General features: G+C 65.0%; 22 protein-coding genes. 16 read left to right on the top strand and 6 right to left on the bottom strand.

What is annotated here, in order from left to right; genetic code table 11:
• The first annotated feature begins 8 nt into the window (after positions 1 to 8).
• The 9 genes from VSX77_RS04915 (at position 9) to VSX77_RS04875 (ending at position 9,822) form a co-directional block, all read left to right on the top strand.
• Positions 9 to 1,220 (top strand): pyridoxal phosphate-dependent aminotransferase, encoded by a 1,212-nt coding sequence (locus VSX77_RS04915; protein ID WP_338426543.1) that lies wholly within the window; start codon positions 9 to 11, stop codon positions 1,218 to 1,220.
• A gap of 440 nt (positions 1,221 to 1,660) precedes the next feature.
• Entirely contained in the window at positions 1,661 to 2,326 is a 666-nt protein-coding gene (gene msrA / locus VSX77_RS04910) for a peptide-methionine (S)-S-oxide reductase MsrA (protein WP_338426542.1), read from the top strand.
• A gap of 173 nt (positions 2,327 to 2,499) precedes the next feature.
• A complete protein-coding gene (locus VSX77_RS04905) occupies positions 2,500 to 3,630 on the top strand; it encodes a serine hydrolase (protein ID WP_338426541.1) in 1,131 nt (376 codons plus the stop codon).
• A gap of 7 nt (positions 3,631 to 3,637) precedes the next feature.
• Positions 3,638 to 3,949 (top strand): hypothetical protein, encoded by a 312-nt coding sequence (locus tag VSX77_RS04900; RefSeq protein ID WP_338426540.1) that lies wholly within the window; start codon positions 3,638 to 3,640, stop codon positions 3,947 to 3,949.
• Positions 3,950 to 4,076: 127 nt separating this feature from the next.
• Complete coding sequence (sucC, locus tag VSX77_RS04895; RefSeq protein WP_338426539.1) at positions 4,077 to 5,285, top strand: ADP-forming succinate--CoA ligase subunit beta; 1,209 nt, start codon at positions 4,077 to 4,079, stop codon at positions 5,283 to 5,285.
• Positions 5,286 to 5,558: 273 nt separating this feature from the next.
• Entirely contained in the window at positions 5,559 to 6,308 is a 750-nt protein-coding gene (locus tag VSX77_RS04890) for an electron transfer flavoprotein subunit beta/FixA family protein (protein ID WP_338426538.1), read from the top strand.
• Positions 6,309 to 6,415: 107 nt separating this feature from the next.
• Positions 6,416 to 7,345 carry an electron transfer flavoprotein subunit alpha/FixB family protein gene (locus VSX77_RS04885; RefSeq protein WP_338426537.1) on the top strand — a complete coding sequence of 310 codons (930 nt, stop codon included), beginning with the start codon at positions 6,416 to 6,418 and terminating at the stop codon, positions 7,343 to 7,345.
• 11 nt (positions 7,346 to 7,356) lie between these two features.
• Positions 7,357 to 8,727, top strand: a complete 1,371-nt coding sequence (locus tag VSX77_RS04880) for a DUF389 domain-containing protein (protein WP_338426536.1) — start codon at positions 7,357 to 7,359, stop codon at positions 8,725 to 8,727.
• 207 nt (positions 8,728 to 8,934) lie between these two features.
• Positions 8,935 to 9,822, top strand: a complete 888-nt coding sequence (locus tag VSX77_RS04875) for an energy transducer TonB (protein ID WP_338426535.1) — start codon at positions 8,935 to 8,937, stop codon at positions 9,820 to 9,822.
• An 11-nt stretch (positions 9,823 to 9,833) separates the two neighbouring features.
• Here the strand turns inward: VSX77_RS04875 and VSX77_RS04870 are convergent, their stop codons facing one another.
• Entirely contained in the window at positions 9,834 to 10,145 is a 312-nt protein-coding gene (locus VSX77_RS04870) for an alkylphosphonate utilization protein (RefSeq protein ID WP_338426534.1), read from the bottom strand.
• A gap of 4 nt (positions 10,146 to 10,149) precedes the next feature.
• Positions 10,150 to 10,893, bottom strand: coding sequence for a class I SAM-dependent methyltransferase (locus VSX77_RS04865; RefSeq protein WP_338426533.1), 744 nt, complete (start codon positions 10,891 to 10,893; stop codon positions 10,150 to 10,152).
• A 293-nt stretch (positions 10,894 to 11,186) separates the two neighbouring features.
• Between VSX77_RS04865 and VSX77_RS04860 the strand changes: the two genes are divergently transcribed.
• Together VSX77_RS04860 and VSX77_RS04855 are read left to right on the top strand one after the other, a co-directional pair.
• Positions 11,187 to 12,926, top strand: coding sequence for an N-acyl-D-amino-acid deacylase family protein (locus VSX77_RS04860; RefSeq protein WP_338426532.1), 1,740 nt, complete (start codon positions 11,187 to 11,189; stop codon positions 12,924 to 12,926).
• Complete coding sequence (locus VSX77_RS04855; RefSeq protein ID WP_338427216.1) at positions 12,926 to 13,933, top strand: zinc-dependent alcohol dehydrogenase family protein; 1,008 nt, start codon at positions 12,926 to 12,928, stop codon at positions 13,931 to 13,933. Before VSX77_RS04860 ends, VSX77_RS04855 begins: the two co-directional genes overlap by 1 nt.
• Before the next feature lie 5 nt (positions 13,934 to 13,938).
• On the opposite strand, the gene VSX77_RS04850 is transcribed toward VSX77_RS04855, so the two are convergent.
• Entirely contained in the window at positions 13,939 to 15,282 is a 1,344-nt protein-coding gene (locus VSX77_RS04850; RefSeq protein ID WP_338426531.1) for a hypothetical protein, read from the bottom strand.
• A gap of 9 nt (positions 15,283 to 15,291) precedes the next feature.
• On the bottom strand, positions 15,292 to 16,566 hold the full coding sequence (nhaA, locus tag VSX77_RS04845) for a Na+/H+ antiporter NhaA (protein WP_338426530.1): 1,275 nt from the start codon (positions 16,564 to 16,566) through the stop codon (positions 15,292 to 15,294).
• Positions 16,567 to 16,644: 78 nt separating this feature from the next.
• Between nhaA and VSX77_RS04840 the strand changes: the two genes are divergently transcribed.
• The 5 genes from VSX77_RS04840 (at position 16,645) to VSX77_RS04820 (ending at position 22,819) form a co-directional block, all read left to right on the top strand.
• Positions 16,645 to 18,126, top strand: coding sequence for a glycosyl transferase family protein (locus VSX77_RS04840; RefSeq protein ID WP_338426529.1), 1,482 nt, complete (start codon positions 16,645 to 16,647; stop codon positions 18,124 to 18,126).
• Positions 18,123 to 19,250, top strand: a complete 1,128-nt coding sequence (locus tag VSX77_RS04835) for a hypothetical protein (RefSeq protein WP_338426528.1) — start codon at positions 18,123 to 18,125, stop codon at positions 19,248 to 19,250. The genes VSX77_RS04840 and VSX77_RS04835 overlap by 4 nt, the downstream gene beginning before the upstream one ends.
• Positions 19,251 to 19,357: 107 nt before the next feature.
• Positions 19,358 to 20,266: a sulfite exporter TauE/SafE family protein gene (locus VSX77_RS04830; protein WP_338426527.1), complete on the top strand. Its 909-nt coding sequence runs from the start codon at positions 19,358 to 19,360 to the stop codon at positions 20,264 to 20,266.
• Positions 20,263 to 21,036, top strand: coding sequence for a TIGR02186 family protein (locus VSX77_RS04825; RefSeq protein WP_338426526.1), 774 nt, complete (start codon positions 20,263 to 20,265; stop codon positions 21,034 to 21,036). Before VSX77_RS04830 ends, VSX77_RS04825 begins: the two co-directional genes overlap by 4 nt.
• 73 nt (positions 21,037 to 21,109) lie before the next feature.
• A complete protein-coding gene (locus VSX77_RS04820) occupies positions 21,110 to 22,819 on the top strand; it encodes an ATP-binding protein (protein ID WP_338426525.1) in 1,710 nt (569 codons plus the stop codon).
• Between the two features lie 547 nt (positions 22,820 to 23,366).
• Here the strand turns inward: VSX77_RS04820 and VSX77_RS04815 are convergent.
• Positions 23,367 to 23,753, bottom strand: a complete 387-nt coding sequence (locus tag VSX77_RS04815) for a VOC family protein (protein ID WP_338426524.1) — start codon at positions 23,751 to 23,753, stop codon at positions 23,367 to 23,369.
• A 41-nt stretch (positions 23,754 to 23,794) separates the two neighbouring features.
• A complete protein-coding gene (locus tag VSX77_RS04810) occupies positions 23,795 to 24,922 on the bottom strand; it encodes a cell wall hydrolase (RefSeq protein ID WP_338426523.1) in 1,128 nt (375 codons plus the stop codon).
• Between the last annotated feature and the right edge of the window lie 254 nt (positions 24,923 to 25,176).

The following is a 25,176-nucleotide window of genomic DNA, read 5'->3' as shown; positions in this document are numbered from 1 at the left end:
GCCTCTCCATGTCGCTGAAGCCGCATATCTCCGCCGCCCTCGGGCGCATCCAGCCCTCCGCCACGCTCGCGATGACCGCGCGCGTTACCAAGCTGAAGGCCGAAGGCGTTGATGTCATCGGCCTGTCGGCGGGGGAACCTGATTTCGACACCCCCGATTTCGTCAAGGAAGCGGCGATCGAGGCGATCCGTGCCGGGCAAACCAAATATACGCTCGTCGATGGAACGGTGGCGCTGAAGGAAGCGATCCGCGGCAAGTTCCGCCGCGACAACGACCTCGACTATGGCCTCGACCAGATCACCGTCAATGTCGGCGGCAAGCACACGCTGTTCAACGCCCTCGTCGCGACGGTCGATCCCGGCGACGAAGTCATCATCCCCGCGCCCTACTGGGTCAGCTATCCCGATATCGTCGCCTTCGCGGGCGGCACCCCCGTCGTCATCGCGGCGTCGGCAGCGCAGCATTACAAGATCACCTCCGAACAGCTCGACGCGGCGATCACGCCCAGGACGCGCTGGGTGATCTTCAACTCGCCGTCGAACCCGTCGGGCGCCGCCTATTCGCCGGAGGAACTTGACGCGATCGGCGAAGTCATCCGCCGCCATCCGCATGTGATGGTGATGACCGACGATATGTACGAGCATGTCTGGTACGCCGACTTTGCCTTTTCGACGCTCGCGCAGCGCTGTCCCGACCTGATCGACCGCATCCTGACGGTAAACGGCTGTTCGAAAGCCTATGCGATGACCGGCTGGCGTATCGGCTATGCGGGCGGTCCCGCCTGGCTGATCAAGGCGATGGGCAAGCTTCAGTCGCAGTCGACGTCGAACCCTTGCTCGATCGCGCAGGCCGCCGCCGCCGCCGCGCTCGGCGGGCCGCAGCAGTTCCTCGACGATCGCAACGCGGCTTTCCGCAAGCGCCGCGACATGGTCGTCGCGATGCTCAACGACGCGCCCGGCCTCAATTGTCCGGTCCCAGACGGCGCCTTTTACGTCTATCCCGATGCGTCAGGCTGCATGGGCAAGAAAACACCTTCGGGTCAGGTCATCGACAGCGACGAGGCGCTGATCGACTATTTCCTCGATTCGGCACGCGTCGCTGCGGTGCATGGCGCCGCTTTTGGCCTGTCGCCGGCGTTCCGCGTGTCTTACGCGACGTCCGAAGCGGTGCTGAAGGAAGCATGCGTGCGGATCCAGCAGGCGTGCGCGGCGCTGTCCTAACGGCTTTCCTCTCTGAGTGGTCATCCCGGCGAAGGCCGGGATTTCACCCTCTCGGCCTGATGCACCAGCGAGATTCCGGCCTTCGCCGGGATGACGAGAACTGTAAGCGATATTTTATACCGATCGGTCTTGAAATAGATTTTACCTGCCCTATTTGAACCTGAACGACGGTTAAGCACCCGGTTCACCGGATAGTAAGCCATTCTGGATAGAGTGACCGCTATCACTGAACATATGGCAGGGGCGCGTCATATCGCCGGTGTACCCAAGGCGGCCTAGGCCGCGAAACAGATATAATGACACGAGGCCCCTATGCTCTCCATTCTTCGTTCGGACTGGTTTTTGACCATGCTCGCCGGCTTTGCGATCGGCGCGACCTATATCGTTTTGAACCAGCCTGCGGTCGCGATTCCGGTCTGATGCAAGGACGCGGCCGGTCGATGCTTCGCGCGTTTACGGCGCTCGTTGCGGGCGCATTGCTCGCGCAATGCGCGCCGGCGCAGGCCGAAAGCTTCGTGAAGCTGCCCGCCGCGCTCACCGATCCGGCGGTGTCCGCGAAGCGCGCGACCGCGGTGCTCGCGGGCGGATGCTTCTGGGGCGTCGAGGGCGTCTTTTCGCATGTGAAAGGCGTGATTTCGGTCGAATCGGGCTATCATGGCGGCAGCGCCACGACCGCCCAATATGAACGGACGCACGACGGTGCATCGGGCCATGCCGAGGCGGTGCGGATCGTCTATGATCCCACGCAGGTCAGTTACGGCACCTTGCTGCGTATCCTGTTTTCGGTGGTCGCCGACCCGACGCTGAAGGACCGGCAGGGCCCCGATGTGGGACCGCAATATCGCGCCGCGATCGTGCCGCTCGACGCGGTGCAGCGCCAGGTTGCGACCGCCTATCTGACGCAAATCGGCCGCGGCGGATATTTTGCCAAACCCATCGTCGTGCCGATCGAACGCTACAAAAGCTTTTATCCGGCCGAAGCCGGTCACCAGGATTTCATGCGCCGCAACCCGCGCAACGCGTATATATTGCGCTGGGATGCGCCCAAGCTGGCGGCCCTGAAGCGACTGTTTCCTGCCATGGTGCGCGCGACGCCTGCTCCCTGACCTGCGGTTCCGCAACTTATCGCGGTGGAAGAATCGTTCGTCGCAAATCGCTGGCCCGCTCAATGCGCGTGCGCGACCACCATCCGGTGCCGACGGGGGATCGGGGTAATAAAGGTCGCAATTGCGGGGTTCGAATGAAGGTTGAGTTTTCCGGCAGGCAGCTCCTCGCGATTATGATGAGCGCCGCGGTGCTCGCGGGCTGCGTCAGCAGCGCCGCCGTCATCCCAGTTCCGCGCGCGCAGGCGCCGCAGCAACAACCGCAAAAGCAGCCTCAGGCGGCGCGCGGACCGAGTGGGTCGGTAACGGTGCCGATCGGGCAGCCGGTGCCTGCAGCAATGCCGCGCGTTTCGGGGCCGGTCGACCCCGGCTTTCGTCGCGCGCCCGCCGGGTTGCAGGATCGCATCGAGGCACTGTGGCGTGCCTTTCCCGGCAAGACGGGTATCGCCGTCCAGAGGATCGACGGCGAATGGGCATTGGCGCAGCGCGGGGGCGACCTGTTTCCGCAGCAAAGCGTATCGAAACTTTGGGTCGTGCTGACCGCGCTCGACGCTGTCGATCGGGGACGGCTCACGCTCGACCAGCGTGTGCGCATCGGGCCTGAGGATCTCACGCTCTTTTATCAGCCGCTCGCGGCGCGCGTCCGCGCCGAAGGGTCGGTGACGATGAGCGTACGCGAGCTTATCGAAACCGCGATCACGCGCAGCGATAATACCGCGAACGACAGCTTGCTGCGTACTGTCGGGGGCCCCGAAGCGGTGCGGCGCTTCATCGACAACAAGGCGCTCGGCGCGATCCGTTTCGGCCCTGGCGAGCGATTGCTTCAGGCGGGGACCGCGGGCCTCAAATGGCAGCAGGCCTATTCGGTCGGCCGCAATTTTGAACAGGCGCGCGCGGCGCTGCCCGATTCGATACGGCTGGCGGCGCGCAACGCCTATCTTGCCAATCCGCCCGATGGCGCGAGCCCCGCGGCGATCGCCAGCGCGCTGACCCGGCTCGCGCGGGGCGCGCTGTTATCGCCCGAATCGACTGAATATGTGCTCGACGTGATGAGCCGGACCAAGAGCGGACCGCAGCGGCTCAAGGCCGGACTTCCGGCGGGCTGGAAATTTCTGCACAAGACGGGAACGGGCCAGAATTACAAGGGCGCGACCGCTGGCTATAACGACATCGGTATCGCGACCGCGCCCGATGGCACCCGCTATGCGATCGTCGTGCTGTTGGGCGACACCACGGCATCGGTGCCCGCGCGGATGGAGCTGATGCAGGCGGTGTCGGGCGCCGTCGCCGAATTTCACGGAAAGTGATCGTGCCATGAAACGCGCCATTGTGCCGGCCGCCGCGCTGGTCCTCCTCCTGTCGGCCTGCGCGACACCCGAGACGCGGCTGCGCACAGGGCTCAACAATGCCGGGCTGTCGAAAGCGATGTCGGCGTGCATGGCCGAACGCATGGTCGACCGACTGTCGTTGCTCCAGCTTCGCCGCCTGGCTTCGCTGGGCAGTCTCAAGGACAAGCATATTACCGACCTGACGCTTGCGCAGTTCCTGCACAAGGTGCGCGCGCTCAAGGATCCGGAGATATTGGCGGTATCGACCAGCTCGGCAGCCGTTTGCGCGCTGCGGTGATGCCATAGGCCGAGCTTTGGCCCATCCAAGATAAACTGGGCGCGGCAGGGGTAGCCTTGCTGCGCAACTTGTGCTTAGGCGGCGCCGATCTTCTCTCCTTCCAGAGTCGAAAGGCCCGGCAGACCTCATGAACATTCACGAATATCAGGCGAAAGAACTGCTCGCGAAATTTGGCGTCGCCGTGCCCAAGGGCATCGCCGCGATGAGCGTCGAAGAGGCCGTCGCGGCGGCGAAGCAACTGCCCGGGCCGCTCTATGTCGTGAAATCGCAGATCCACGCGGGCGGTCGCGGCAAGGGCAAGTTCAAGGAGCTCGGCCCCGACGCCAAGGGCGGCGTCCGTCTTGCCAAGACACTCGAAGAGGTCGAGGCGCACGCCAAGGACATGCTCGGCAACACGCTGGTGACGATCCAGACGGGCGAAGCCGGCAAGCAGGTCAACCGCCTCTACATCACCGACGGCGCCGACATCAAAAAGGAATATTATCTCGCGCTGCTCGTCGATCGCGCCACCAGCCGCATCGCGGTCGTCGCCTCGACCGAGGGCGGGATGGACATCGAAACCGTCGCGCACAACACGCCCGACAAGATCCACACGATCGTCATCGACCCGGCGACGGGGCTGATGCCGCACCACGGGCGCAGCGTCGCCGCGGCGCTCGAACTCGAAGGCGATCTGGCCAAGCAGGCGGCGAAAGTGCTGACGGGCCTCTACAACGCCTTCATCGCGACCGATGCCGAGCAGATCGAGATCAACCCGCTCGCCGTCTGCGAAGGCGCGAACGGCGACGAACTGCTCGTCCTCGACGCAAAGCTCGGCTTCGACGGCAATGCGATGTTCCGCCACAAGGACATTGCCGAACTGCGCGACCTGACCGAAGAAGATCCGGCCGAGGTCGAGGCGTCGGAATATGACCTCGCCTATATCAAACTCGACGGCAACATCGGCTGCATGGTGAACGGCGCGGGCCTCGCGATGGCGACGATGGACATCATCAAGCTGAACGGCGCCTTCCCGGCGAACTTCCTCGACGTCGGCGGCGGCGCGAGCAAGGAAAAGGTCACCGCGGCGTTCAAGATCATCCTGAAAGATCCCGCGGTCGAGGGCATCCTCGTCAACATCTTCGGCGGCATCATGAAGTGCGACATCATCGCCGAGGGCATCGTCGCCGCGGCGAAGGAAGTGAACCTTTCGGTCCCGCTCGTCGTCCGCCTCGAAGGAACTAATGTCCAGCAGGGCAAGGACATCCTCGCGAACTCGGGCCTGCCGATCGTCGCGGCGAACGACCTGGGCGACGCGGCGAAAAAGATCGTCGCCGAAGTCGCCAAGGCGGCGTGATGACCGATTAAACCCTCTCCCCTTGCGGGAGAGGGTTGCGGAGACTTGCGAGCTTGCTCGCTAGTCGAAGCTGGGTGAGGGGTAAGCGAGCCAACGGCTCGCGCGGAGCTTTGCTCCGCTAACCCTCATCCAAGTCCGCCTAATCGCCTGCGGCGATAAGGCTCCCTATCCTTCTCCCCTCAAGGGAGAAGGTAATCGGGGACCACTGGTTGACGTTTACGTAAACGCCAATTATGGCGCAGTGCACAATTTGCTGAGAGGAGCTTTGAGCCCATGAAAATCCTCGTCCCCGTGAAGCGGGTGCTCGATTACAACGTCAAGCCGCGAGTGAAGGCCGACGGCACCGGCGTTGACCTCGCCAATGTCAAAATGTCGATGAACCCGTTCGACGAGATCGCAGTCGAAGAAGCGATCCGCCTGAAGGAAAAGGGTGTCGCGACCGAGATCGTCGCGGTGTCGATTGGCCCGGCCAAGGCGCAGGAAACGCTGCGCACCGCGCTCGCGATGGGCGCCGACCGCGCGATCCTCGTCCAGACCGACGATGAGGTTGAGCCGCTGGCGATTGCAAAGATCCTCAAAGCCATCGCCGACGCCGAAGCCCCCGGCCTTGTCATTCTCGGCAAGCAGGCGATCGACGGCGACAACAATCAGACCGGCCAGATGCTGGCTGCGCTCACTGGCTGGGCGCAGGGCACCTTTGCCAGCGCGGTGAATGTCGACGGGGAGCATGTCAGCGTGACGCGCGAAGTCGACGGCGGCCTCGAGACGGTGAAGCTCAAGCTTCCCGCGATCGTCACCACCGACCTTCGCCTCAACGAACCGCGCTATGCTTCGCTGCCGAACATCATGAAGGCGAAGTCGAAGCCGCTCGATGTGAAGTCACCCGCCGATTATGGCGTCGATACCGCGCCGCGCGTCAAGACGGTCAAGGTTTCGGAACCGCCCGTCCGCTCGGCGGGCGTCAAGGTCGCCGATGTCGACGAACTGGTTGCCAAGCTCAAAGCGATGGGCGTCCACAGCTAAGATATTCCAACCCCCGTTCGCCCTGAGCTTGTCGAAGGGCCGTTCTTCTTGAAGAAAAACAGGGCTTCGACAGGCTCAGCCCGAACGGAATAGAGGGAAGTTTAGATATGAAAACTCTGGTTTGGGTCGAACATGACGGCACCGCCGTCAAGGATGCCACGCTTGCCGCGGTGACCGCCGCGTCGAAGCTCGGCGAGGTCCATCTGCTCGTCGCCGGTTCGGGCGTCGATGGCGTGGCCAAGGATGCCGCGCAGATTGCAGGCGTCGGCAAGGTGCATGTCGCCGACAATGCCGCTTTCGGTCACAATCTGCCCGAAAATATCGCGCCGCTCGTCGCTGAATTGATGTCGTCGCATGATGCGTTCGTCGCACCCGCGACCACGACCGGCAAGAATATCGCGCCGCGCGTCGCCGCGCTTCTCGACGTGATGCAGATCAGCGAAATTCTGTCGGTCGAAGGTCCGAAGACTTTCACCCGCCCGATCTACGCCGGCAACGCGATTGCGACCGTCGAATCGTCGGACGCCAAGCTGGTCCTGACCGTGCGCGGCACCGCGTTCGACAAGGCGGCGACCACGGGCGGTTCGGGCAGCATCGAAGCGGTCGGTGGCGGCAGCGATGCCGGTATCTCGAGCTTCGTCGGCGCCGAGATCGCCAAGCAGGATCGCCCCGAACTCACCTCGGCGAAGATCATCGTGTCGGGCGGCCGCGCGCTGGGTTCGAGCGAGAAGTATCAGGAAGTCATCGTGCCGCTCGCCGACAAGCTCAACGCCGCGCTCGGCGCCAGCCGCGCCGCGGTCGACGCGGGCTATGTTCCCAACGACTATCAGGTCGGCCAGACCGGCAAGATCGTCGCGCCGGAGGTTTATTTCGCCATCGGCATTTCGGGTGCGATCCAGCACCTTGCGGGCATGAAAGATTCCAAAACCATCGTCGCGATCAACAAGGACGAGGATGCGCCGATCTTTCAGGTCGCCGACTTCGGCCTCGTCGCTGACCTGTTCAGCGCGGTGCCCGAACTGACCGGCAAGATCTGACCCGCCGCGCCATGGCCGGCCATCATCCTGGCGTGCCGGGCCTCGGCGATGCGCCGTTCAATGCCGGTGGTCGCCGGTCGGCCCGTCGGGGTGAGACCAGCGATGCCGAGGACGACAGCGACGACGACGGCGTTGGCAGCGACCATGGCCGCGCGGTTGTCCTGGCCAGCGTCGCGCGCGACGCCCGCCTCGACAGGAAATTCCTGCTGCTGATCACGCTGTCGTCGGCGATCGCGACGCTGGGGCTGCTGCAAAGCTCGGCGCCGGTCGTCATCGGGGCCATGCTCGTTTCGCCGTTGCTCGGCCCGATTATGGGCATCGGGTTCGGCCTCGCGACGCTCGAAAGCAATCTTATCAAGCGGTCGCTGGTAACGATGGCCGCGGGCATGGCGCTCGCGATCCTCGTCGCGATGGTGCTGATCTGGCTGTCGCCGATCCGCGACGTTACGCCCGAACTTCGCGCACGAACGGAGCCGACCCTGCTGGACCTTGGCGTCGCGGTCGTCGGCGGCATCGCCGGCGTCTATGCGATCATGCGCAAGCTTTCGGGGGTGATGGTGGGCGTCGCGATCGCGACGGCGCTGGTGCCGCCGCTGTCGACGATCGGTTTCGGCCTCGCAACGGGGCGCTTCGACTTTGCCGTCGGCGCCGCACTGCTGTTCCTGACGAACACGCTCGCGATTGCCTTTGCGGCGACGATCATTGCGCGCATCAATCGCTTCGGGCCGTCGCTGACGCCGCAGCATACGGCCATGCAGGTCGCGGGCATCGTGGTAACGCTCGGCATCTTGTCGATTCCGCTTGCGCTCACGCTCAACAGCCTCGCGGGCGAAGTGCGCGCGCGGTCGGTGGTGCAGACCGAACTGCGTGCGTTGCTGGGCGAAAGCGACCGCGTCGATAGTATGAATGTCCGCATGGAGCGCGACGCGGTAGCGGTCGATGGCGTGGTGCTCGTCGATCGCTACGCGGCAAAGCTCGATACCGCGCTCGCCGAACGGATCCGCAAGGCGCTCGATCGCGAGGCGCGCGTCAGCATCGTCCAGCTCAGGCAACAGACGAATGCTGCGGTGCAGGTCGAAGAACAACTCAACCGCCGCCTCGCGACGCTCGAACAGCGCGAAGAAGATTCACGCGCGATCCTCGCCGGACTGACCGTGGGCGAACTCGTCCGCCGCGACCGCGTGCTGATCGACCCGCAAGCGCGCCGCGTCATCGTTCAGCGCGACCGCGAGGCCGAGGGCGAACAGGTCGCCGCCGCGATCGACCGCATCATGGCGGCGGTGCAGACGGGCTATCCGCGCTGGCTTGTCCAGAACGGCGCGCTGACGGCGGCCGAGGAGCCCGGGGACGAAGCGGCGGCCGAAGCCCCTGCGGCCGAATAGGCGTCTGCGCATCGGCACGGCGCGTCATCGGCCGGTCACATTTTTGTCGCCGAACAATCGAGGCCCTCGGCCTGTCGGCGAGCATGAGCTTTACCGGCTTCCGCCGTGCCAATGCGCATGTTGAAGATTATACCTCCTACGGTGCAATCGGCTGATTGTTCTTTCGATCCAGTGCGATAAGCTGGCTCTCGGACAAAAGGGGGCAATATGAACGATCGTCTGGCAATATTGGCCCTGGTGGCCGCGATCGCCGCACCCGCGGCCGCCGCAAAGGAGCCGCTGCGGCTCGCACCTTCGTCGAAGTGGCACGTCAACTATGCCCCTGACAGCTGCCGCCTCGCGCGGTCGTTTGGCACCGGCGATGAGGAGGTTTTGCTCCTGCTCGACCGGTTCCAGCCAGGGCCGCGCGTCAATATGACGCTGGTCGGCAATCCGCTGAAGGTGCGCAGCGACAATCGCCGTATCACGCTGCGATTCGGGCCCGGCGATCAGCCCTTTGACAAGGCATTCGAACCGGCGACGGTGGAGAGCGGCAAGGCAGCGCTCGTTCTTGTCGGCGGGTTTTTCATCACCGGCCATGATCCTGCTTGGGCCGCCGCGGACCGCGAGGACGACGGTACCCAACCGTTGCCGGTCGTCGATCCAGCGCTTTATGACGCGATCGAATATCTGGAACTGCGGATTCCGGGCAAGCAGACGGTGGTTCTCGAATCCGGGCCGATGCGCGCTGCTGAACGCGCACTGGCTGCCTGCACCGATGACCTGTTGCGCGGCTGGGGTATCGACGTCGCGGCGCACCGGACCTTGTCGCGGCGCGCCGTGCCGGTTGGCAACCCCGGAAAATGGCTTAGCAGCAGCGACTATCCGTCGGAAATGCGGTGGGAAGGCCGTCAGGGTCTGGTGTTTTTCCGGCTCGTCGTCGATCGCGAAGGCAAGCCGGCGAGCTGTCACATCCAGCAATCGACGCGGCCGCAGGCTTTCGACGATGCGGTGTGCAGGGGGATCATGAACCGCGCCCGTTTTACCCCCGCGCTCGACGCCGGGGGACAGCCCATCACCTCCTATTATCTGAACTCCGTCCGCTTCATGATGTAGCCGCGCAAACCTCACCGCTTTCGCACAAACTCCGCGCGCAGCACCAGCCCCTTGATCCCCGCGTGGCGGCAGTCGATTTCCTGCGCGTCGCCGGTCAGGCGGATCGACTTGATGACGGTTCCGACCTTCAGCGTCTGCCCCGCGCCCTTGACGGCCAGATCCTTTACCAGAACGACCGAATCCCCGTCGGCGAGCAGATTGCCGACTGCATCGCGCACCTCGGGCCCAGCCGCCGCGGCGGCTGCACGGTCGCGCGCGTCGCCGGCGGACAGCCACTCGCCGCTCGCCTCGTCATAGACATAATCCTCGTCGCCGCCGCTCATCGCATCACTCCGGTTTACGGAAACGCAGCGCGAACTGGTCGGTTTTGCCGCGGATCGCCGTGTCGAAAACATTGGCTGTGCGGGGGTCGTCGGCGCGCGCGTAAAGATCGCTTTCGGCTTCGAGCGTGAAGCCCGCGCTGGTCAGCGCGGCGACCACCGCCGCCTTGTCGATCCGGTGCAGGCTGTCGGCCAGCGTCGTGCCGCTGCCGCCCGCCGCGCTATGGTCGACGACGACCAGCGTCCCGCCGGGCTTCAGTGCGGCGAACAGCGCCGCGCTCCCCTTGGTGCCCGTGCCTTCGGGGAAGGGTTTGAGGTACAGGTCGTGGAAATTCTGCACGGTGATGATCGTGTCGAGCGGTTCGGGAAAGGCGGGCGCCGCGAACGGTCCGGCGACCGCATCGACATTGTCATAGGCGGCATCGACCGCCGCCTGGTCGTCGCCATATTGTTTGCGAAAAGCGATGAATTCGGCCGGCTGGAAGCCATAGACCTTGCCCGTCGGACCGACCGCGGCGGCGAGCAGGCGCGTGACATAGCCGCTGCCCATGACGAAATCGCCGACCTTTTCGCCCGGCGCGATCTGGGCAAACGCCAGCAGTTCGGCGGGCTTGCGCGCGGCGTCACGCTCGCGGTCGGCGGCGGGGCGTGCCGGATCGGCGAGCGCCGCGGCATAATCGGGGGCGGCCGTCTGCGCGGCGGCGAGCGGGCTCGCGGCGAGCAGCAGGGCAAAGGTCAGCGAACGGATCATGGCATCGACTCCTCCGGTGTATCGCGTCGCTATAACAGCGCAGCGCCAACCGTGCGCGCTTTATCGAACGAGCGACCGGCTGTTTTTTCTTTCCTACCCGTTTCCCGGGTGTCAGCCTCTTTGCCGCCGCCCGATGATGTTCTTCGCTTAAAGCGACAAAGGAGACAGTTGGGCGCAGCACATGCGAATCTTTTGTCGCTTTAAGACGCTTCGACAGCCCTTGGCATCGCGCGAATCCGTGATAGGTTTCGTCGTGAAACGAAAAATCGGCCAAAAGATTCGGGAGAGCGGACATGTATGATCTGTTGATTCGCGGCGGCACCGTCGTTGATGGTTCGGGTGGAAAGCCCTTTGTTGCGGACGTCGCGGTCCACGGCGACCGGATCGTCGCGGTGGGCGAAAATCTGGGCGCGGCGCGCGAAGAAATCGACGCCGGCGGCAAGATCGTCACCCCCGGCTTCGTCGATGTCCACACGCACTACGACGGGCAGGCGACGTGGGATGCCGAAATGGCGCCTTCGAGTTGGCACGGTGTGACCACCGTCGTTATGGGCAATTGCGGCGTTGGCTTCGCCCCCGCGCGGCCCGACCGCCACGATTGGCTCATTTCGTTGATGGAAGGCGTCGAGGATATTCCCGGCACCGCATTGGCCGAAGGGATGACGTGGGATTGGGAAACCTTCCCCGAATATATGGACGCGCTCGAAAAGCTGCCGCGCACCGTCGATGTCGCGTGCCATGTGCCGCACGGCGCGGTGCGCGCCTATGTGCTCGGCGACCGCGAGAAACCCGGCGCGGTCCCGACCGACGCCGATGTAGCGGAAATGTCGCGGATCGTCGAGGAAGGCATCCGCGCCGGCGCGCTCGGCTTTTCGACCAGCCGCACCGTGCTGCACAAGTCGGTCGACGGCGAGCTCGTGCCCGGTACGACCGCGACCGCGGAGGAATTGATCGCGATCGGCCGCGCGATGGGGCGCGTCGGTTACGGCGTGTTCGAAATGGCGAGCGATCTGAAGCGCGAGTGGAACGAGTTTCAGTGGATGGGCGACCTCAGCCGCGAAACCGGCCTGCCGGTCACCTTCGCCGCGCTCCAGTCGATTGCGAAGGAGCTGCCGCTCGAGGAGCAGATCGAGGAAATGCGGCGCCAGAATGCCACCGGCGCCAACATCGTTGCGCAAATTGCGCTGCGCGGCAATGGCATCATCATGGCGTGGCAGGGGACGGTGCATCCGTTCCGGTTCAAGCCCGCGTGGAACGAGATCATCGACCTGCCGTGGGATCAGCAGCTCGCGAAGCTGAAAGATCCCGCGTTCAAGGCGCGGATGATTGCCGAGGAAAATGTCTGGCCCGAAAGCGATATCATCGATTTCCTGAAAATCGTTGCGCTCGGCTGGCCGGTGCAGTTCGAAATGGACCCCGATTTCAATTACGAGCCGAAGATGGATGAAAGCATCGCCGCGCGCGCCGCGGCGGCGGGGGTGTCGCCCGACGAATATGCCTATGACTTGCTGATGAAGGATGACGGCAAGGGCTTCATCTATTTCCCGATCCTCAACTACCGCGACGGGAACCTCAATTTCCTTGAGGATCTGCAACATGCCGATGACACGGTGAACAGCCTGTCCGACGGCGGTGCGCATTGCGGGACGATCTGCGACGCCGCGTCGCCGACCTTCATGCTTCAGCATTGGGTGCGCGACCGCGCGGGCAAGCGGATTGCGCTCGAACATGCGGTCAAACGCCAGTGCCGCGACACCGCGATGCTCTATGGCCTCGAAGACCGCGGCCTCCTCGCGCCCGGCTATCTCGCCGACCTCAATGTCATCGATATGGAGAGGCTGAAACTGGGCAAACCCTGGCTCGCCTTCGACCTGCCCGCGGGCGGCAAGCGCCTCTTGCAAAAGGCCGACGGCTATGTCGCGACGATCAAGTCCGGCGTCGTTACCTTCAGGGATGGTGAAATGCAGGGTCCGACCCCCGGCGGCGTGATCCGCGGCCCGCAGCGCGTCGAAATGGCGATGGCGGCGGAATGATGCGCGCGGTCCAGCTTCGCGCCCCCGCTTCGCTCGACAATCTGACGCTCGTCGACCTCGCCGATCCCGGCGATCCGGGGCCGGGCGAAATCCGGGTGCGACTGACGGCCTCGTCGCTCAACTTCCACGACTATGCCGTCGTCATGGGGATGATCCCCGCCGCCGACGGGCGCATCCCGATGTCTGACGGTGCGGGGACGGTCGAGGCGGTGGGCGAGGGGGTGACGCAGTTCAAGCCCGGCGACATCGTGGTGTCGATCTTCTTCCCCGAATGGATCGACGGCGTCCCGCCCGCGACGGCGTTCCGCGGCGTGCCGGGCGACGGCATTGATGGCTGTGCACGCGAGGTCGTGGTCACGCCGCAGCACTGGTTCACGCGCGTTCCGCAGGGCTATTCGGCCGCAGAGGCCGCGACCTTGACCTGTGCCGGGCTGACCGCATGGCGCGCCCTGTTCGTCGACGGCGCAACGCGGCCGGGATCGACGGTACTGGTGCAAGGGAGCGGCGGGGTGTCGGTGTTCGCGCTGCAATTCGCCAAGGCCGCAGGCGCGCGGGTGATCGCGACCAGCTCGTCCGATGCCAAGCTCGAACGGCTGAAGGCGCTCGGCGCCGACGAGCTTATCAATTACAAAGAGGTGCCCGCATGGGGCGCCAAGGCGCTGGAGCTGACCGGCGGGCGCGGCGTCGATACGGTCGTCGAAATCGGCGGCGCGGGAACGCTCGACCAATCGATGATGGCGACGCGCGTCGGCGGCCATGTCGCGCTGATCGGTGTTCTTGCGGGCTTCGCCGGGCCGGTCCAGACCGCGCTGCTGATGGCGAAGAATCTGCGCGTGCAGGGGCTGACCGTGGGCAGCCGCCAGCAACAGCTCGACATGATCGCAGGGATCGAGGCGAACGCTATCCGCCCGGTCATCAGCGACCATTTTCCGCTCGATCAGCTCGCCGAAGCCTTCCGCCATCAGGCGGCGAACAAGCATTTCGGCAAGATTGTCGTCGATATTTAGCGCGCTTACAGGTCCGAAGGGAGCGTCGGTTCGCTGATGATCCGTTCCATCCGTCGCCACATTTCGTCGCGGCTCGGCCGCCCGCGTTCGACATGCGCGCGCACCATCGCTTCGCCGAGGCCATAGTTGATGACATAGCTGCGATACTGGTCGGTGAAGCGCACCGACTGTTCGGCGCGCGGCTGCGAGACGAGCAGATATTTTTGCGTCAGCGCCACTGCGGTCGGCCGGTCGATTTCGCCGTCGAGATATTGCTGGGCGATCGTCAACCGCGCGCCCGATGCACGCTTGATCGCCGCAAGCAACCGCCAGTAGCGGTCGTCGGCGGGCACTGCGATCCCGGCGATCGGCATTAGTATGTCGCGTTCGGTCGCTGCCTTGGCTTCGCCGGGAAAGGACAGGTCGATGCCGTAATTGGCGCTGCCTTCAGCGATCAGGCTTTGCGGACTGTAGAGGGGATAGACGCTGAACTCGGCCCAGCCTCGCTCCTTCACCAGCTTTTCCTCAAGCTTCATGTTGAGGAGGTGGTGGCCCGGATAGCCCTCGTGGCAGCCGAGATCGAGCGCGCGCGACAGGCGGATCGGCAGGTCGGTATTGACCTGAATCAGGCTGTGATAGCGACCCTCATAATAATTATAGCCGCTCCAGCTTTTGCCGGTCACGAACTCGAGGCGAAAGCTCTCGTCCGCGGGCATCGGGATATGCGCCGCGCTACGCCCGCGGCAGCGCGCGATCGCGGCCTCGAACGTCGGTTGCAGACGGTCCTTGGGAATAGTGAAGGCGTCGAGATAAGCCTCGACCCGATCGGCGAGCGCGCCATCGCCGGGGACCAGCGCTTCGATCTTGACCAGTTCGGCGTCATAACTTGCGAGCGGCTTCAGGCGCGGGCGCACGCCGAACAATCGCTCGGCCTCGTCGACGAAGGCGAAGCGCGTCCCCTCCATCATCAGCAGCCGCGTCTCGGCGGCGCGAAGCTGGGCGCTGAGGAAGGTGGCACGCCGCTTCGCAAGAGGGTCCGCCAGGCGCCGCGCGGTGCGTTGGGTCTCGGCCATCAGCGCGCGGGTTGCGGCGAGAAGCGCGGTCTTGTCGCGTGGGCTGGCTTCGGCTGCCGCCTTAAGTTCAGGCGGGCCATAATAAGCATCGATATAGCCGGGTTCGTGCGTGCCGATTTCGAGCGACAGGCGGAGGTAGGAGGCGGCGATCTTGTCGAGCGCGTCGGAGGTCGCAGCCGTCCGACGGACATCGAGCGCAGCGAGGTCCCTTTCGCCCGGAGGCGCTTTCGTGGGACCGGCGGCGCATCCCGCCAGCGTCGCGACAGCCAATAGGGAGGGCAGAAAAAGCTTTGTCATTGCGACGGATTAGCGAGTTGCTTCGGATGTGTCACGCACATCGCCGTCGGCGGCAATCTCGCCGTCGGAAGCGGTTTCGATGGCGTCGTGCTGCGGATGCAGCGGGGCAAAGCGGAGGACGGCAAAGCCGACCAGCGCGGCGGCGAGCGACCCCATCAGGATGCCAATCTTTGCCTCTTCGATCAGCAGCGCATTGCCCGGGAAAGCCAGCCCGCCGATGAACAGGCTCATCGTAAAGCCGATTCCGCAGAGCATCGCGACGCCATAGACCTGAAGCCAGGTCGCGCCGCGCAGCCGCCCGGCGATGCCGAGCTTGACCGACAGCCAGACGCTGCCAAAAATTCCTATCTGCTTGCCGAGGAACAGCCCCGCGGCGATGCCCAGCGGCAAGGGCGCAAAAATCTGGTCGATGCCCAGCGCGCGCACATCGACGCCCGCATTCGCGAAGCCGAACAGCGGGACGATGGCAAAGGCCACTGTAGGATGCAGCGCATGTTCGAGTCGGTGCAGCGGCGACGTCTGGCTGTCGGGGGTACCCGGCGTCCGCTCGAAGGGGATGGTCATCGCCGCGAGGACGCCGGCGATCGTCGCATGGACGCCCGAGAGCAGCATCGCATACCAGAGCAGGAGGAACAGGGTCATATAGACTAGGAGATTCTTCACTCCGCCGCGGTTGCAGGCGAACATGACGCCAAGGATCGCCGCCGCAGCGCCGAGCGCGAACAGGTTGATCTTGGCGGTATAGAAAAGCGCGATGATCGCGACCGCTCCCATGTCGTCGACGATCGCGACGGTGACGAGAAAGAGTTTGAGCGAGGTCGGCGCGCGCTTGCCGAGCAGGGCCAGCACGCCCATCGCAAAGGCGATGTCGGTCGCGGCGGGGATCGCCCACCCTTGCGCCAGTCCCGGCTCATCGCCGGCAAAGGCCATGTAAAGCGCTGCAGGCACCGCCATGCCGGCGGCGGCGGCGATGAAGGGCAGGCGCCGCCGATCCCAACTCGCAAGCCGTCCATCGACGAACTCGCGCTTGATCTCCAGCCCGACGAGCAGGAAAAACACCGCCATCAGCCCGTCGTTGATCCAAAGATGGACCGTCATCGGGCCGAGCTTGTCGGTGAGTACCGGCCCCGTCACCGCATGGATCAGGTCATGATACAGACCCGACAAGGGTGAATTGGCAACAATCATTGCCAAAATGGCCGCGAAAATAAGCAGCATTCCGCCCGCGCTTTCGCTTTCGAGGAAATCGCGTAACGCGGATGGGGGCGGAAAACTGCGGGCCACGGTCAATTATTTCCTTAGATTGTCAACTGTTATGACAGTTTCCTAGCGACGGGTGCGCCGCTTTACAAATCGATGCGCTTGATTAGCACTGACGTCGAGGATGGCGCCATGCCATCGGCGGGGCAAGGCTGGCAAGTGGGGCTATCGACCGCATGGCTGGAATGGCTGGTCCTTGTGGCGGGCCGCGAGCTGATGCTGTTCGCATCGGTGGGCATCTTGCTGATCGGCCTCGACGATCTGTTCCTCGACGCCCTGTGGCTGGCCACGCGCGGACAGCGCCGGACCGAAGGTGTTGAAACCACGCCAATCGAGGGACGCATCGCCGTGTTCATTCCCGCATGGGATGAAGCCGCAGCCCTGCCCGCAATGCTTCGCAGGACCCTCGCGGCATGGGAAGGGGAGGATTTTCGTCTGTATGTCGGATGCTATCCCAACGACGCGGCGACGATTTTCGCAATTTCGCCGTTGGTTGCGCGCGATCTGCGGGTGCGGCTGGTAATCGGCGAGAATGACGGCCCGACGACAAAGGGCGACAATCTGAACCAGATTTGGGCGGCGCTGTGCGCCGACGAGCGCGCTGAGGCGATGCGCTTTGCGGCGGTCGTGCTCCACGATGCCGAGGATCATGTCCACCGGCACGAACTCGCGCTCTACCGCTGGCATCTTGTCGATAATGCGATGGTGCAGATTCCCGTAATGCCGATCATCGATCGGCGCGCGCGCTTGGTCGGGGGGCATTATGCGGACGAATTTGCCGAGGCGCATGGCAAGGACCTGGTGGTGCGGTCGCGTCTTGGTTTGCCGCTGCCGTCGGCGGGGGTGGGCTGTGCGCTGACGCGCAGCACGCTCGCGTTGCTCGCGATCGAGCGAGGGGGGGAGCCCTTTGGCAGCGACAGCCTGACCGAAGATTACGAGATGGGCATGGTGATCGGCGCTTATGGCCTCGGCGCGTGCTTCGTCGATGCCGTCGATCGCGCGGGCGAGCGCATCGTCTCGCGCGGCGCTTTCCCGGGCCGCGCTGATGCCGCGGTTCGGCAAAAATCGCGCTGGATCGCGGGGATTGCCCTTGCGGGCTGGGACCATCTGGGATGGCCGGGCTCACGCTTGCGGGACGCGCAACGCTCGGCCGGGCGCGACCTCCTCGCGCGCTGGATGCTCTGGCGTGATCGCCGGGCGCCGCTCGCGGCGCTCATCCTGCTTGCAGCTTATGTTAGCCTGTTTCTTGTCGCCGCAGGACTGGCGGGGCAGTTTTTCTTCGGCTGGGAAGCCATCGCACCGGGCGGGCCGTTGCAATGGCTTCTTGCGCTCAACCTGCTGCTGCTCGGCTGGCGCATGACGCTTCGCGTCCATTTCACCGCGCGCCGCCATGGCTGGCGCGAAGGAATGTTCGCGGTGCCGCGCGCCTTTGTCGCAAACGTCATCGCAATGCTCGCAGCGCGCCGCGCCGTCCTGCTTTATTGGCGGATACTGCGGTCGGGTGAGGTGATCTGGGACAAGACTGATCATAGCGAAGCCGACGACTTGGTCGCCGACGCGCTTGCCCGGGTGCCGACGCGATGATGATGCGCCGGGCCGATGCGCGCCGCGATGCTCCCGCGCTGCGATTCCTGATCGGGTGCGTTGGGGGGTGGGTGGTGCTCCGCACCATGATGCTCTGGAACCCCGCGATTCCCGCTGCGCCGCCGGCCGCCCCGGTCCCGTGGGTGGCGCCATCGCGCTTAGTCGGGACCGGCGGCGTTCGGGCCAATGTGCAATACGCGGTGATGCCGCCGACTTCAGCGAAGCCGCGAATCTTCGCGGCGCGGGCGAACCTCCGGATTGCCCCGCTTCACGGCGGATCGGTCGCTACCACCCGCGCCGGCAGCGGGGAAATGATGGTGGATCGCCACGATCTTCGCCTTGCCCTGATGGCGCGGCTGCTCCCTTCATCCCCGCGTGGCGATGTTCGCACGGCGGCGGCTTTTGCCGAGCCGCCGTGGCGTATCGCGGCGCCGCGGGGCGACCCTGCACAGGGCGAGCCCTTCTGGATGCGGCGGCAGCTGTCGGGCTGGTCGACGGCTGCCTGGCTCTATTTTCGTGACGGGTCGGGCGCGGCGCCGCGCGGAATCGGGTCGTCGAGTCAACTTGGCGGCAGCCAGGGCGGCGTCCGCCTGGCCTATGGCTTTGGTGCGGCCGGGCGGTTGCGCGCCTATGCACGGGCGACCATGGCTCTCGAGCGTCCGCGCCAGCGCGACGCGGCCTTCGGGCTTACCTTTGCGCCGCTTGGGCATCTGCCGATAGACGTGGCGATCGAACAGCGCGTTGCCGCCGGGAGCGAAGGCCGAACCGCGCTCGCCGCCATGATGAGCGGCGGGGTGTCCGAAGTCGGGCTTCCCATGGGATTCCGGCTTGATGCCTACGCGCAGGCGGGCGTGGTCGGTGCACGAAGCCGCGATGTTTTTGCCGATGGCTCGATGGTGATCGACCGCGGAATTGGGCGTGAAGATGCCTCGCTGCGCCTCGGTGCTCTTGCGGCGGGCGCCGTCCAGCCCGGCGCGGCGCGCGTCGATGTCGGGCCGCGGCTGACGTTGCGCCTGCCCGACGTGGGGCAGGGCAGCCGGATCGCGCTCGACTGGCGGCAGCGCGTCGCGGGCGATGCCCGACCGACCAGCGGCTTGGCGCTGACGCTCGCGAGCGACTTCTGACCGCGGAAAAAATAGCCGCTGCAGCCGATTCCCCGCCGCGAAAAAATGCTCTACGGTCGCCGGACTCGGCGCAGTTTTGCGCCTTGAACACATGTTTCGGGGCTCCCGTGGATCTTTACCTTCCAGTCGCCAATCTGTCGGTCAACGCGCTGGTCATCATCCTGCTCGGGGGCGGTGTGGGATTCCTGTCGGGCATGTTCGGCGTTGGCGGGGGCTTCCTGACGACGCCGCTGCTGATCTTCTATGGCATTCCGCCGACGGTCGCAGCGGCATCGGCGGCAACGCAGGTGACGGGTGCCAGCGTTTCCGGCGCGCTCGCGCATCTCGAACGCGGCGGGGTGGATCTGCGCATGGGCGCAGTGCTCGTCGTCGGCGGCCTTCTGGGGTCGTTGATCGGCGCGGGGCTGTTCGAACTGCTCACCGCGTGGGGGCAGATCGATACGGTGATCAACATGCTCTATGTGGCGCTGCTCGGCTCGGTCGGCAGCATCATGGCGCGCGAGGCGTGGGGCGCCCTGCAGAACATGCGCGCCGGACTTCCTGCCCCGGCACGCAAAAGGCGCCATCATCCGGTGGTCGCCAACCTGCCGCTGCGCTGGCGCTTCTACCGATCGGGCCTTTACATCTCGCCGCTCGCGCCGCTGATCCTCGGCATGGTGGTGGGGGTTTTGACGATGCTGCTCGGCGTCGGCGGCGGGTTCATCATGGTGCCCGCGATGCTCTTTCTGCTCGGCATGGGGACCCAGGTCGTTGTCGGCACGTCGCTGTTCCAGATATTGTTCGTGACGATCGCGACGACGATGGTCCACGCGCTGACGACCGGCGCGGTCGATATCGTGCTCGCCGGGCTGCTGCTGCTCGGCAGCGTGACGGGCGCGCAGATCGGCGCGCGCTTTGCGCAGAGCGTCAAGCCCGAGTATCTCCGCATGGCGCTGGCGGTTATCGTCCTGCTCGTCGCGGCGCGCATGGCCGTCGATCTCTTTATCCGCCCCGACGAAATCTACACGGTGCAATGACCGCGCTGCGCGCCCTGCTTCTGTGGTTCGCACTGGCGCTGCTTCCGCTCTCGGGGGCGCGTGCGGCCGATCCGCGGCTTGTCCCCGACGTGTCGAGCCGCGCGATCGACATCCAGTACAGCTTTACGGGCGAGGAACTGTTGCTTTTCGGCGCGATCCTCTATCCTGGTCAGCGCCTGCCCGACGACCGCGCCGACATCGTCGTCGTGCTCAAGGGCCCGGTGCGGCCGATCGTTTTGCGCGAAAAACGGCGCGTCGCGGGCATTTGGGTCAACGCCAGCAGCATCCGCCTGCGCACGTCGCCCAGCTTTTATGCGATCGGCTCGTCACGGCCGATCGACAAGCTGGTGGATGAACGCACCGCGGCGATCTTCGAGCTCGGCCTTGCCAACCTGTCGATGTCGCCGACCGGCTTTTCGGAAGCGAAGACGCTCGAGCGCTTCGAGGCCGGGCTGATCGACCTTTATCGCCGCGCCGGGCTGTTCGTCGAAAATCCCGCTGCGGTCGAGATTACCGAAGGCGTGCTCTATCGCGCCCGCATCCCGGTACCGGCGCGCGTTCCCGTGGGGACCTATCGCGCCGAAACCTATCTGATAAGCCGCGGGCGCGTGCTCGCGGTGGCGTCGCGCGACGTCCAGATTCGCAAGACGGGGTTCGAACGCTTCGTCGCCCTCGCGGCCGAGGAGCATGGCTTTTTTTACGGGCTGTCGGCGGTGCTCCTGTCGCTGGGTCTCGGCTACGCCGCATCCGCAATTTTCCGCCGCCGCTGACCCATCATAAGCGCTTTGTTTACCCTCGTCTGCGATAGCCCGAGCCGGGACCACAACAGGCGGGGGCTGGGGTATGGACATGCAGGGCGGATTTGGCGCCGGGGATTCGACGGCGGTGCAGCATGTGCGGCTGGCGGGCGGCGGCATTGCGGCGCCCGTGGCACCGGTTACGACCCATCACCGCGATGACCTGCTGATCGGCGAAGTCGTCGATATTTCGGGGTCGGCGTCGCGCGTCCTGCTCGACGCGGCGACGATCGGCAAGCTGTCGTCGTCGAGCGATGCCGCGGTCGCGATGGCCGGACAGGTCGGTGCGCAGGTCAAGGTTCGCGTCGGCAACATCTGGCTGATTGCCAGCATCCGCGACCAGCAATTGCACGAACGCGGCGAGGGGCTGATCGTCGCGACGATCGATTTCCTCGGCGAAGGCGAAGAGGAAAAGATCACCGGCCGCATCCATAATTTCCGCCGCGGCGTGACGCGCTACCCCGTTCCGGGCAGCCCTGTCTTTGCGGCGACCAGCGCCGATCTCAAGCAGATTTACGCCGCTGACGAGCGGGCGCATGTCGAGATCGGCACCGTCCACCCGACCAAGGATGTCCGTGGTTCGCTCTATGTCGATGCGATGCTCGGCAAGCATTTCGCGCTGCTGGGATCGACCGGTACGGGTAAATCGACGAGCGCCGCGCTGATCCTCCACAAGATCTGCGAGCTCGCGCCGCAGGGCCATATTGTGATGATCGACCCGCACGGCGAATATTCGGCCGCGTTCAAGGGCACCGGCGCGCTGTTCGACGTCGACAATCTCGCGATGCCTTATTGGCTGATGAATTTCGAGGAACATTGCGAAGTGTTCGTCACGGCGGAGGGTCGCGACCGCCAGGCCGACTGCGACGTGCTGGCGCGTTGTCTGCTCCAGGCGCGGACGAAGAACCGGCTGGCTGAGGGAATGACGAAGATCACGGTCGATTCGCCGATCCCCTATCTGCTGTCCGACCTGCTCAGCATCCTCACAAACGAGATGGGCAAGCTCGACAAGGCGACGTCGAGTGCGCCCTTCATGCGCATCAAGGGCAAGATCGAGGAAATGCGCGCCGACCCGCGCTATAATTTCATGTTCTCCGGGATGCTCGTCGCCGACACGATGGCCAATTTCCTCGGCAAGATTTTCCGCCTGCCATCGGACGGTCGCCCGATTTCGATCATCGACGTGTCGGGCGTTCCCAGCGACATCACCGGCGTCGTCGTCGCAGTGTTGTCGCGCCTGACCTTCGATTATGCGATCTGGTCGCGCGGCGAGCCGCAGCGCCCGATCCTGCTCGTGTGCGAAGAAGCGCACCGTTATATACCCTCGAAGGACATCGGGACGGGACAGGCGGTGCGCAAGATCCTCGAGCGGATTGCCAAGGAAGGCCGCAAATATGGCGTGTCGCTGGGACTCATCACCCAGCGCCCGTCGGACCTCGCAGAAGGCGTGCTGTCGCAGTGCGGCACGATCATCTCGATGCGCCTCAACAACGAACGCGACCAGCATTTCGTGAAATCGGCGATGCCCGAAGGCGCGCGCGGCTTCATCGATTCGATCCCGGCGCTACGCAACCGTGAGTGCATCGTCTGCGGCGAGGGCGTGTCGATCCCGATCCGCGTCTATCTCGACACGCTCGAAGAGGAGAAGCGGCCGGCGTCGAGCGATCCGCTCTTCTCGAAACTGTGGCGCGAAACGGGCGGTGAGGCCGAGATCATCGAGCGCGTGGTCAAACGCTGGCGCAGCCAGGGGCGGTAAGCGCGTCCGCGATCCGGTCGGTACGCGGCTCCCGATCCTCCCAAAGGTCAGGAAAGGTCAGCCCTACGCGGCCGCCTTTTGGCACCGGAGCGGCGCGATCATTTCAAAGGTCAGTAAAAGTCAGCCTTGCGCGCGTTTAATTCGCCGCGCGCTGCTCCTTTAGCCGGAGCCGCTATCGCATTATCCACATGTTGAAAGAGCCGAAACAAGGATTGGCACGGCCGGGCCGTGTAGGACAGCGTTTTCTTTTGGCGCTTACGAAGGCGGCTTTGGGGTGGGGAGCGGACGTCCTCCTTTTGTCATTCCCGCGAAAGCGGGAACCCAGGGAGGGGTCAGCTGAAGCCCGCTCTGGGTTCCCGCTTTCGCGGGAATGACAAAGTTTTTAGGTATGCGCTATGACCGCGATCGGTCGGAACCAGCCATTCGTCGTCCCGGACCTGATCCGGGATCCATGGCTTCAGCGCGGCTATGGATACCGGATCAAGTCCGCGATGACGAAGGAGAGGGCGATCGGGGGTTGGGCCCGCTCGTTCCAGTCTCGGCGCCGTCAGCTCCTGGGCGGCTCCCACAATTCGATCGGATTCCCCTCCGGATCGTGAACGCGCGCAAAGCGGCCCACCGCCGGATCGTCCCATTCGGGCTTGGTGATGATGTCCGCGCCCGCCTCACGAAACGGCGCGAGCACGGCGTCGAGGTCGTCGACGCGCAGGTTGATCATGAACTGGCGGTCGGCCGCGAAATAGTCGGTGTCGGCCTTGAACGCCGAAAAGCCGAGTGGCCCTCCGGCCGTGGTCCATGTCCATTCGTCGACCGGCCCGTTATCGTCGGCGCTGCACCCTGCGCCAACGCCGAGCCACTCGCGATACCAGGCGTTCAGCGCCTCCGGGTCGCGCGCGCGGAAGAAAAGTCCGCCGATTCCTTTGACATGCCCCATGGCCACGCTCCTTTGAAAGACGGCAACCTAGACCGCTTGGCTCAACGTTTCCACTCGCCGCTCTTCGAAAATTCGTCGCGGATTTGTCCGGATTGGTTGAGTCGGGGGTCGGCGTAGCTTGGCACGGCAGGGACCGCGGCGGCCGGAGCGCCGGGAGTTGCGGGGGTGAGAGAGCCGGGCAGCGGCGCGGGCGCGGCATCGGGAAGCGGCGCCGCCGCGCCCGTGAGCGCGGGAAGCGGGCCGGCACCGGGGGCAATGCCCTGACCCTTCAGAATCGCGAGTTGCTGCGCGATGGGCAAATAGGGGCCGGGCACCGGCTCGCGGCCCGCGTAAGGTGCGCGGAAGGCGTCGGGCATCCCCCAGCGTCCGCGCCAGCGGTGAAAGATATGCGCGCCGACGATGTTGGTCATCACCAGGCTTTTGCCCCAGCGCGGCCAGATCGCCTGCGTGTGATAATGGGTCGCGAGCCCCACCTTGGCAAAAACCTGACCGCCGAGCGCCGCCGACGCAACGCGGCTGGCGCGCAGCCAGTTGGCGCGGCTGGGCGCGCGCGCCATCGCGCCGTCGCAGCTGAAGGTAAACTGGCACACCCCCGCGCGCTGCGACCCCTGGAAAACGACGCCGCACACCGTGTTCGGAAAGCTTGGGTGGCGGACGCGGTTGATGATCGTCTGGGCGACGCCGCGCATTCCGTCGTCGCTTTCGGACGCGGCCTCGTAATAGATGGCAGCGGTCAGGCAATAATGCGCGCGCTCGCGGTCGAGCGCGGTTACTCCGCGAAACACATAGGGTTTGGCGGGCGGGCCGGCAAAGGCCTCTTCGCGCAGCAAGGCGGGGTCGGCGGGGGGTAGCGCGGTGGCATCGCTGTAACCGACGCCGTTCGGATCGGGCAGCGTCGGGTCGATTTTCAGCGCCGCGGCATAATCCTCGGCGGTCATGATCGCCCAGCGTTCAGGGTCATAGGGCCTGAAATCGACCGGCACCGATACGCTGTACGGGCCGAAAAACGCCGGCGCACGAAACTGTCCGCTCGATAGCAGAAAGGCGAGACAGGCGACAATCGACACTGCCCCAATCGCGGCCCAAAAGGCGCGCCCCGGCCCCGCCGGCCGTTCGGGCGGCGGGTCGCGCCGCGTCGAACGGGCGGTCAGGGTCAGTTCGGGCTTCATGCGTGCGTTACAATCCGTCGGTGCTTCAGGCGATTCGCTGAGAGCAGGCCAGCCCGCCTTATACCCTGAAACGCCAATAAAATGTTTCAAGGCATATCGCGCGGTCTGCAAGGAGATGGGGAAGCGCCGCAAACGCCGCGATACGCCGACGCCATTCCCCCTTGCCGACTCACCGTCGCGCGCCTATATGCGCCTTACTTCTTGACATGGTTAGCCAGTTGGGACGTCGGGGCCGCGGGCCGCGGCGGCTGTTT

The sequence above is a fragment of the Sphingopyxis sp. TUF1 genome (assembly GCF_036687315.1).
Lineage (GTDB): Bacteria > Pseudomonadota > Alphaproteobacteria > Sphingomonadales > Sphingomonadaceae > Sphingopyxis > Sphingopyxis kveilinensis.
This window is presented reverse-complemented; position numbering and strand designations above follow the sequence as displayed.

Coding starts and splice junctions, on each gene's coding strand:
- VSX77_RS04915 (WP_338426543.1), top strand. CDS start 9: ATGTCGCTGAAGCCGCATATCTCCGCCGCCCTCGGGCGCATCCAGCCC.
- msrA (WP_338426542.1), top strand. CDS start 1,661: ATGCTTCGCGCGTTTACGGCGCTCGTTGCGGGCGCATTGCTCGCGCAA.
- VSX77_RS04905 (WP_338426541.1), top strand. CDS start 2,500: ATGATGAGCGCCGCGGTGCTCGCGGGCTGCGTCAGCAGCGCCGCCGTC.
- VSX77_RS04900 (WP_338426540.1), top strand. CDS start 3,638: ATGAAACGCGCCATTGTGCCGGCCGCCGCGCTGGTCCTCCTCCTGTCG.
- sucC (WP_338426539.1), top strand. CDS start 4,077: ATGAACATTCACGAATATCAGGCGAAAGAACTGCTCGCGAAATTTGGC.
- VSX77_RS04890 (WP_338426538.1), top strand. CDS start 5,559: ATGAAAATCCTCGTCCCCGTGAAGCGGGTGCTCGATTACAACGTCAAG.
- VSX77_RS04885 (WP_338426537.1), top strand. CDS start 6,416: ATGAAAACTCTGGTTTGGGTCGAACATGACGGCACCGCCGTCAAGGAT.
- VSX77_RS04880 (WP_338426536.1), top strand. CDS start 7,357: ATGGCCGGCCATCATCCTGGCGTGCCGGGCCTCGGCGATGCGCCGTTC.
- VSX77_RS04875 (WP_338426535.1), top strand. CDS start 8,935: ATGAACGATCGTCTGGCAATATTGGCCCTGGTGGCCGCGATCGCCGCA.
- VSX77_RS04870 (WP_338426534.1), bottom strand. CDS start 10,145: ATGAGCGGCGGCGACGAGGATTATGTCTATGACGAGGCGAGCGGCGAG.
- VSX77_RS04865 (WP_338426533.1), bottom strand. CDS start 10,893: ATGATCCGTTCGCTGACCTTTGCCCTGCTGCTCGCCGCGAGCCCGCTC.
- VSX77_RS04860 (WP_338426532.1), top strand. CDS start 11,187: ATGTATGATCTGTTGATTCGCGGCGGCACCGTCGTTGATGGTTCGGGT.
- VSX77_RS04855 (WP_338427216.1), top strand. CDS start 12,926: ATGCGCGCGGTCCAGCTTCGCGCCCCCGCTTCGCTCGACAATCTGACG.
- VSX77_RS04850 (WP_338426531.1), bottom strand. CDS start 15,282: ATGACAAAGCTTTTTCTGCCCTCCCTATTGGCTGTCGCGACGCTGGCG.
- VSX77_RS04835 (WP_338426528.1), top strand. CDS start 18,123: ATGATGATGCGCCGGGCCGATGCGCGCCGCGATGCTCCCGCGCTGCGA.
- VSX77_RS04825 (WP_338426526.1), top strand. CDS start 20,263: ATGACCGCGCTGCGCGCCCTGCTTCTGTGGTTCGCACTGGCGCTGCTT.
- VSX77_RS04820 (WP_338426525.1), top strand. CDS start 21,110: ATGGACATGCAGGGCGGATTTGGCGCCGGGGATTCGACGGCGGTGCAG.
- VSX77_RS04815 (WP_338426524.1), bottom strand. CDS start 23,753: ATGGGGCATGTCAAAGGAATCGGCGGACTTTTCTTCCGCGCGCGCGAC.
- VSX77_RS04810 (WP_338426523.1), bottom strand. CDS start 24,922: ATGAAGCCCGAACTGACCCTGACCGCCCGTTCGACGCGGCGCGACCCG.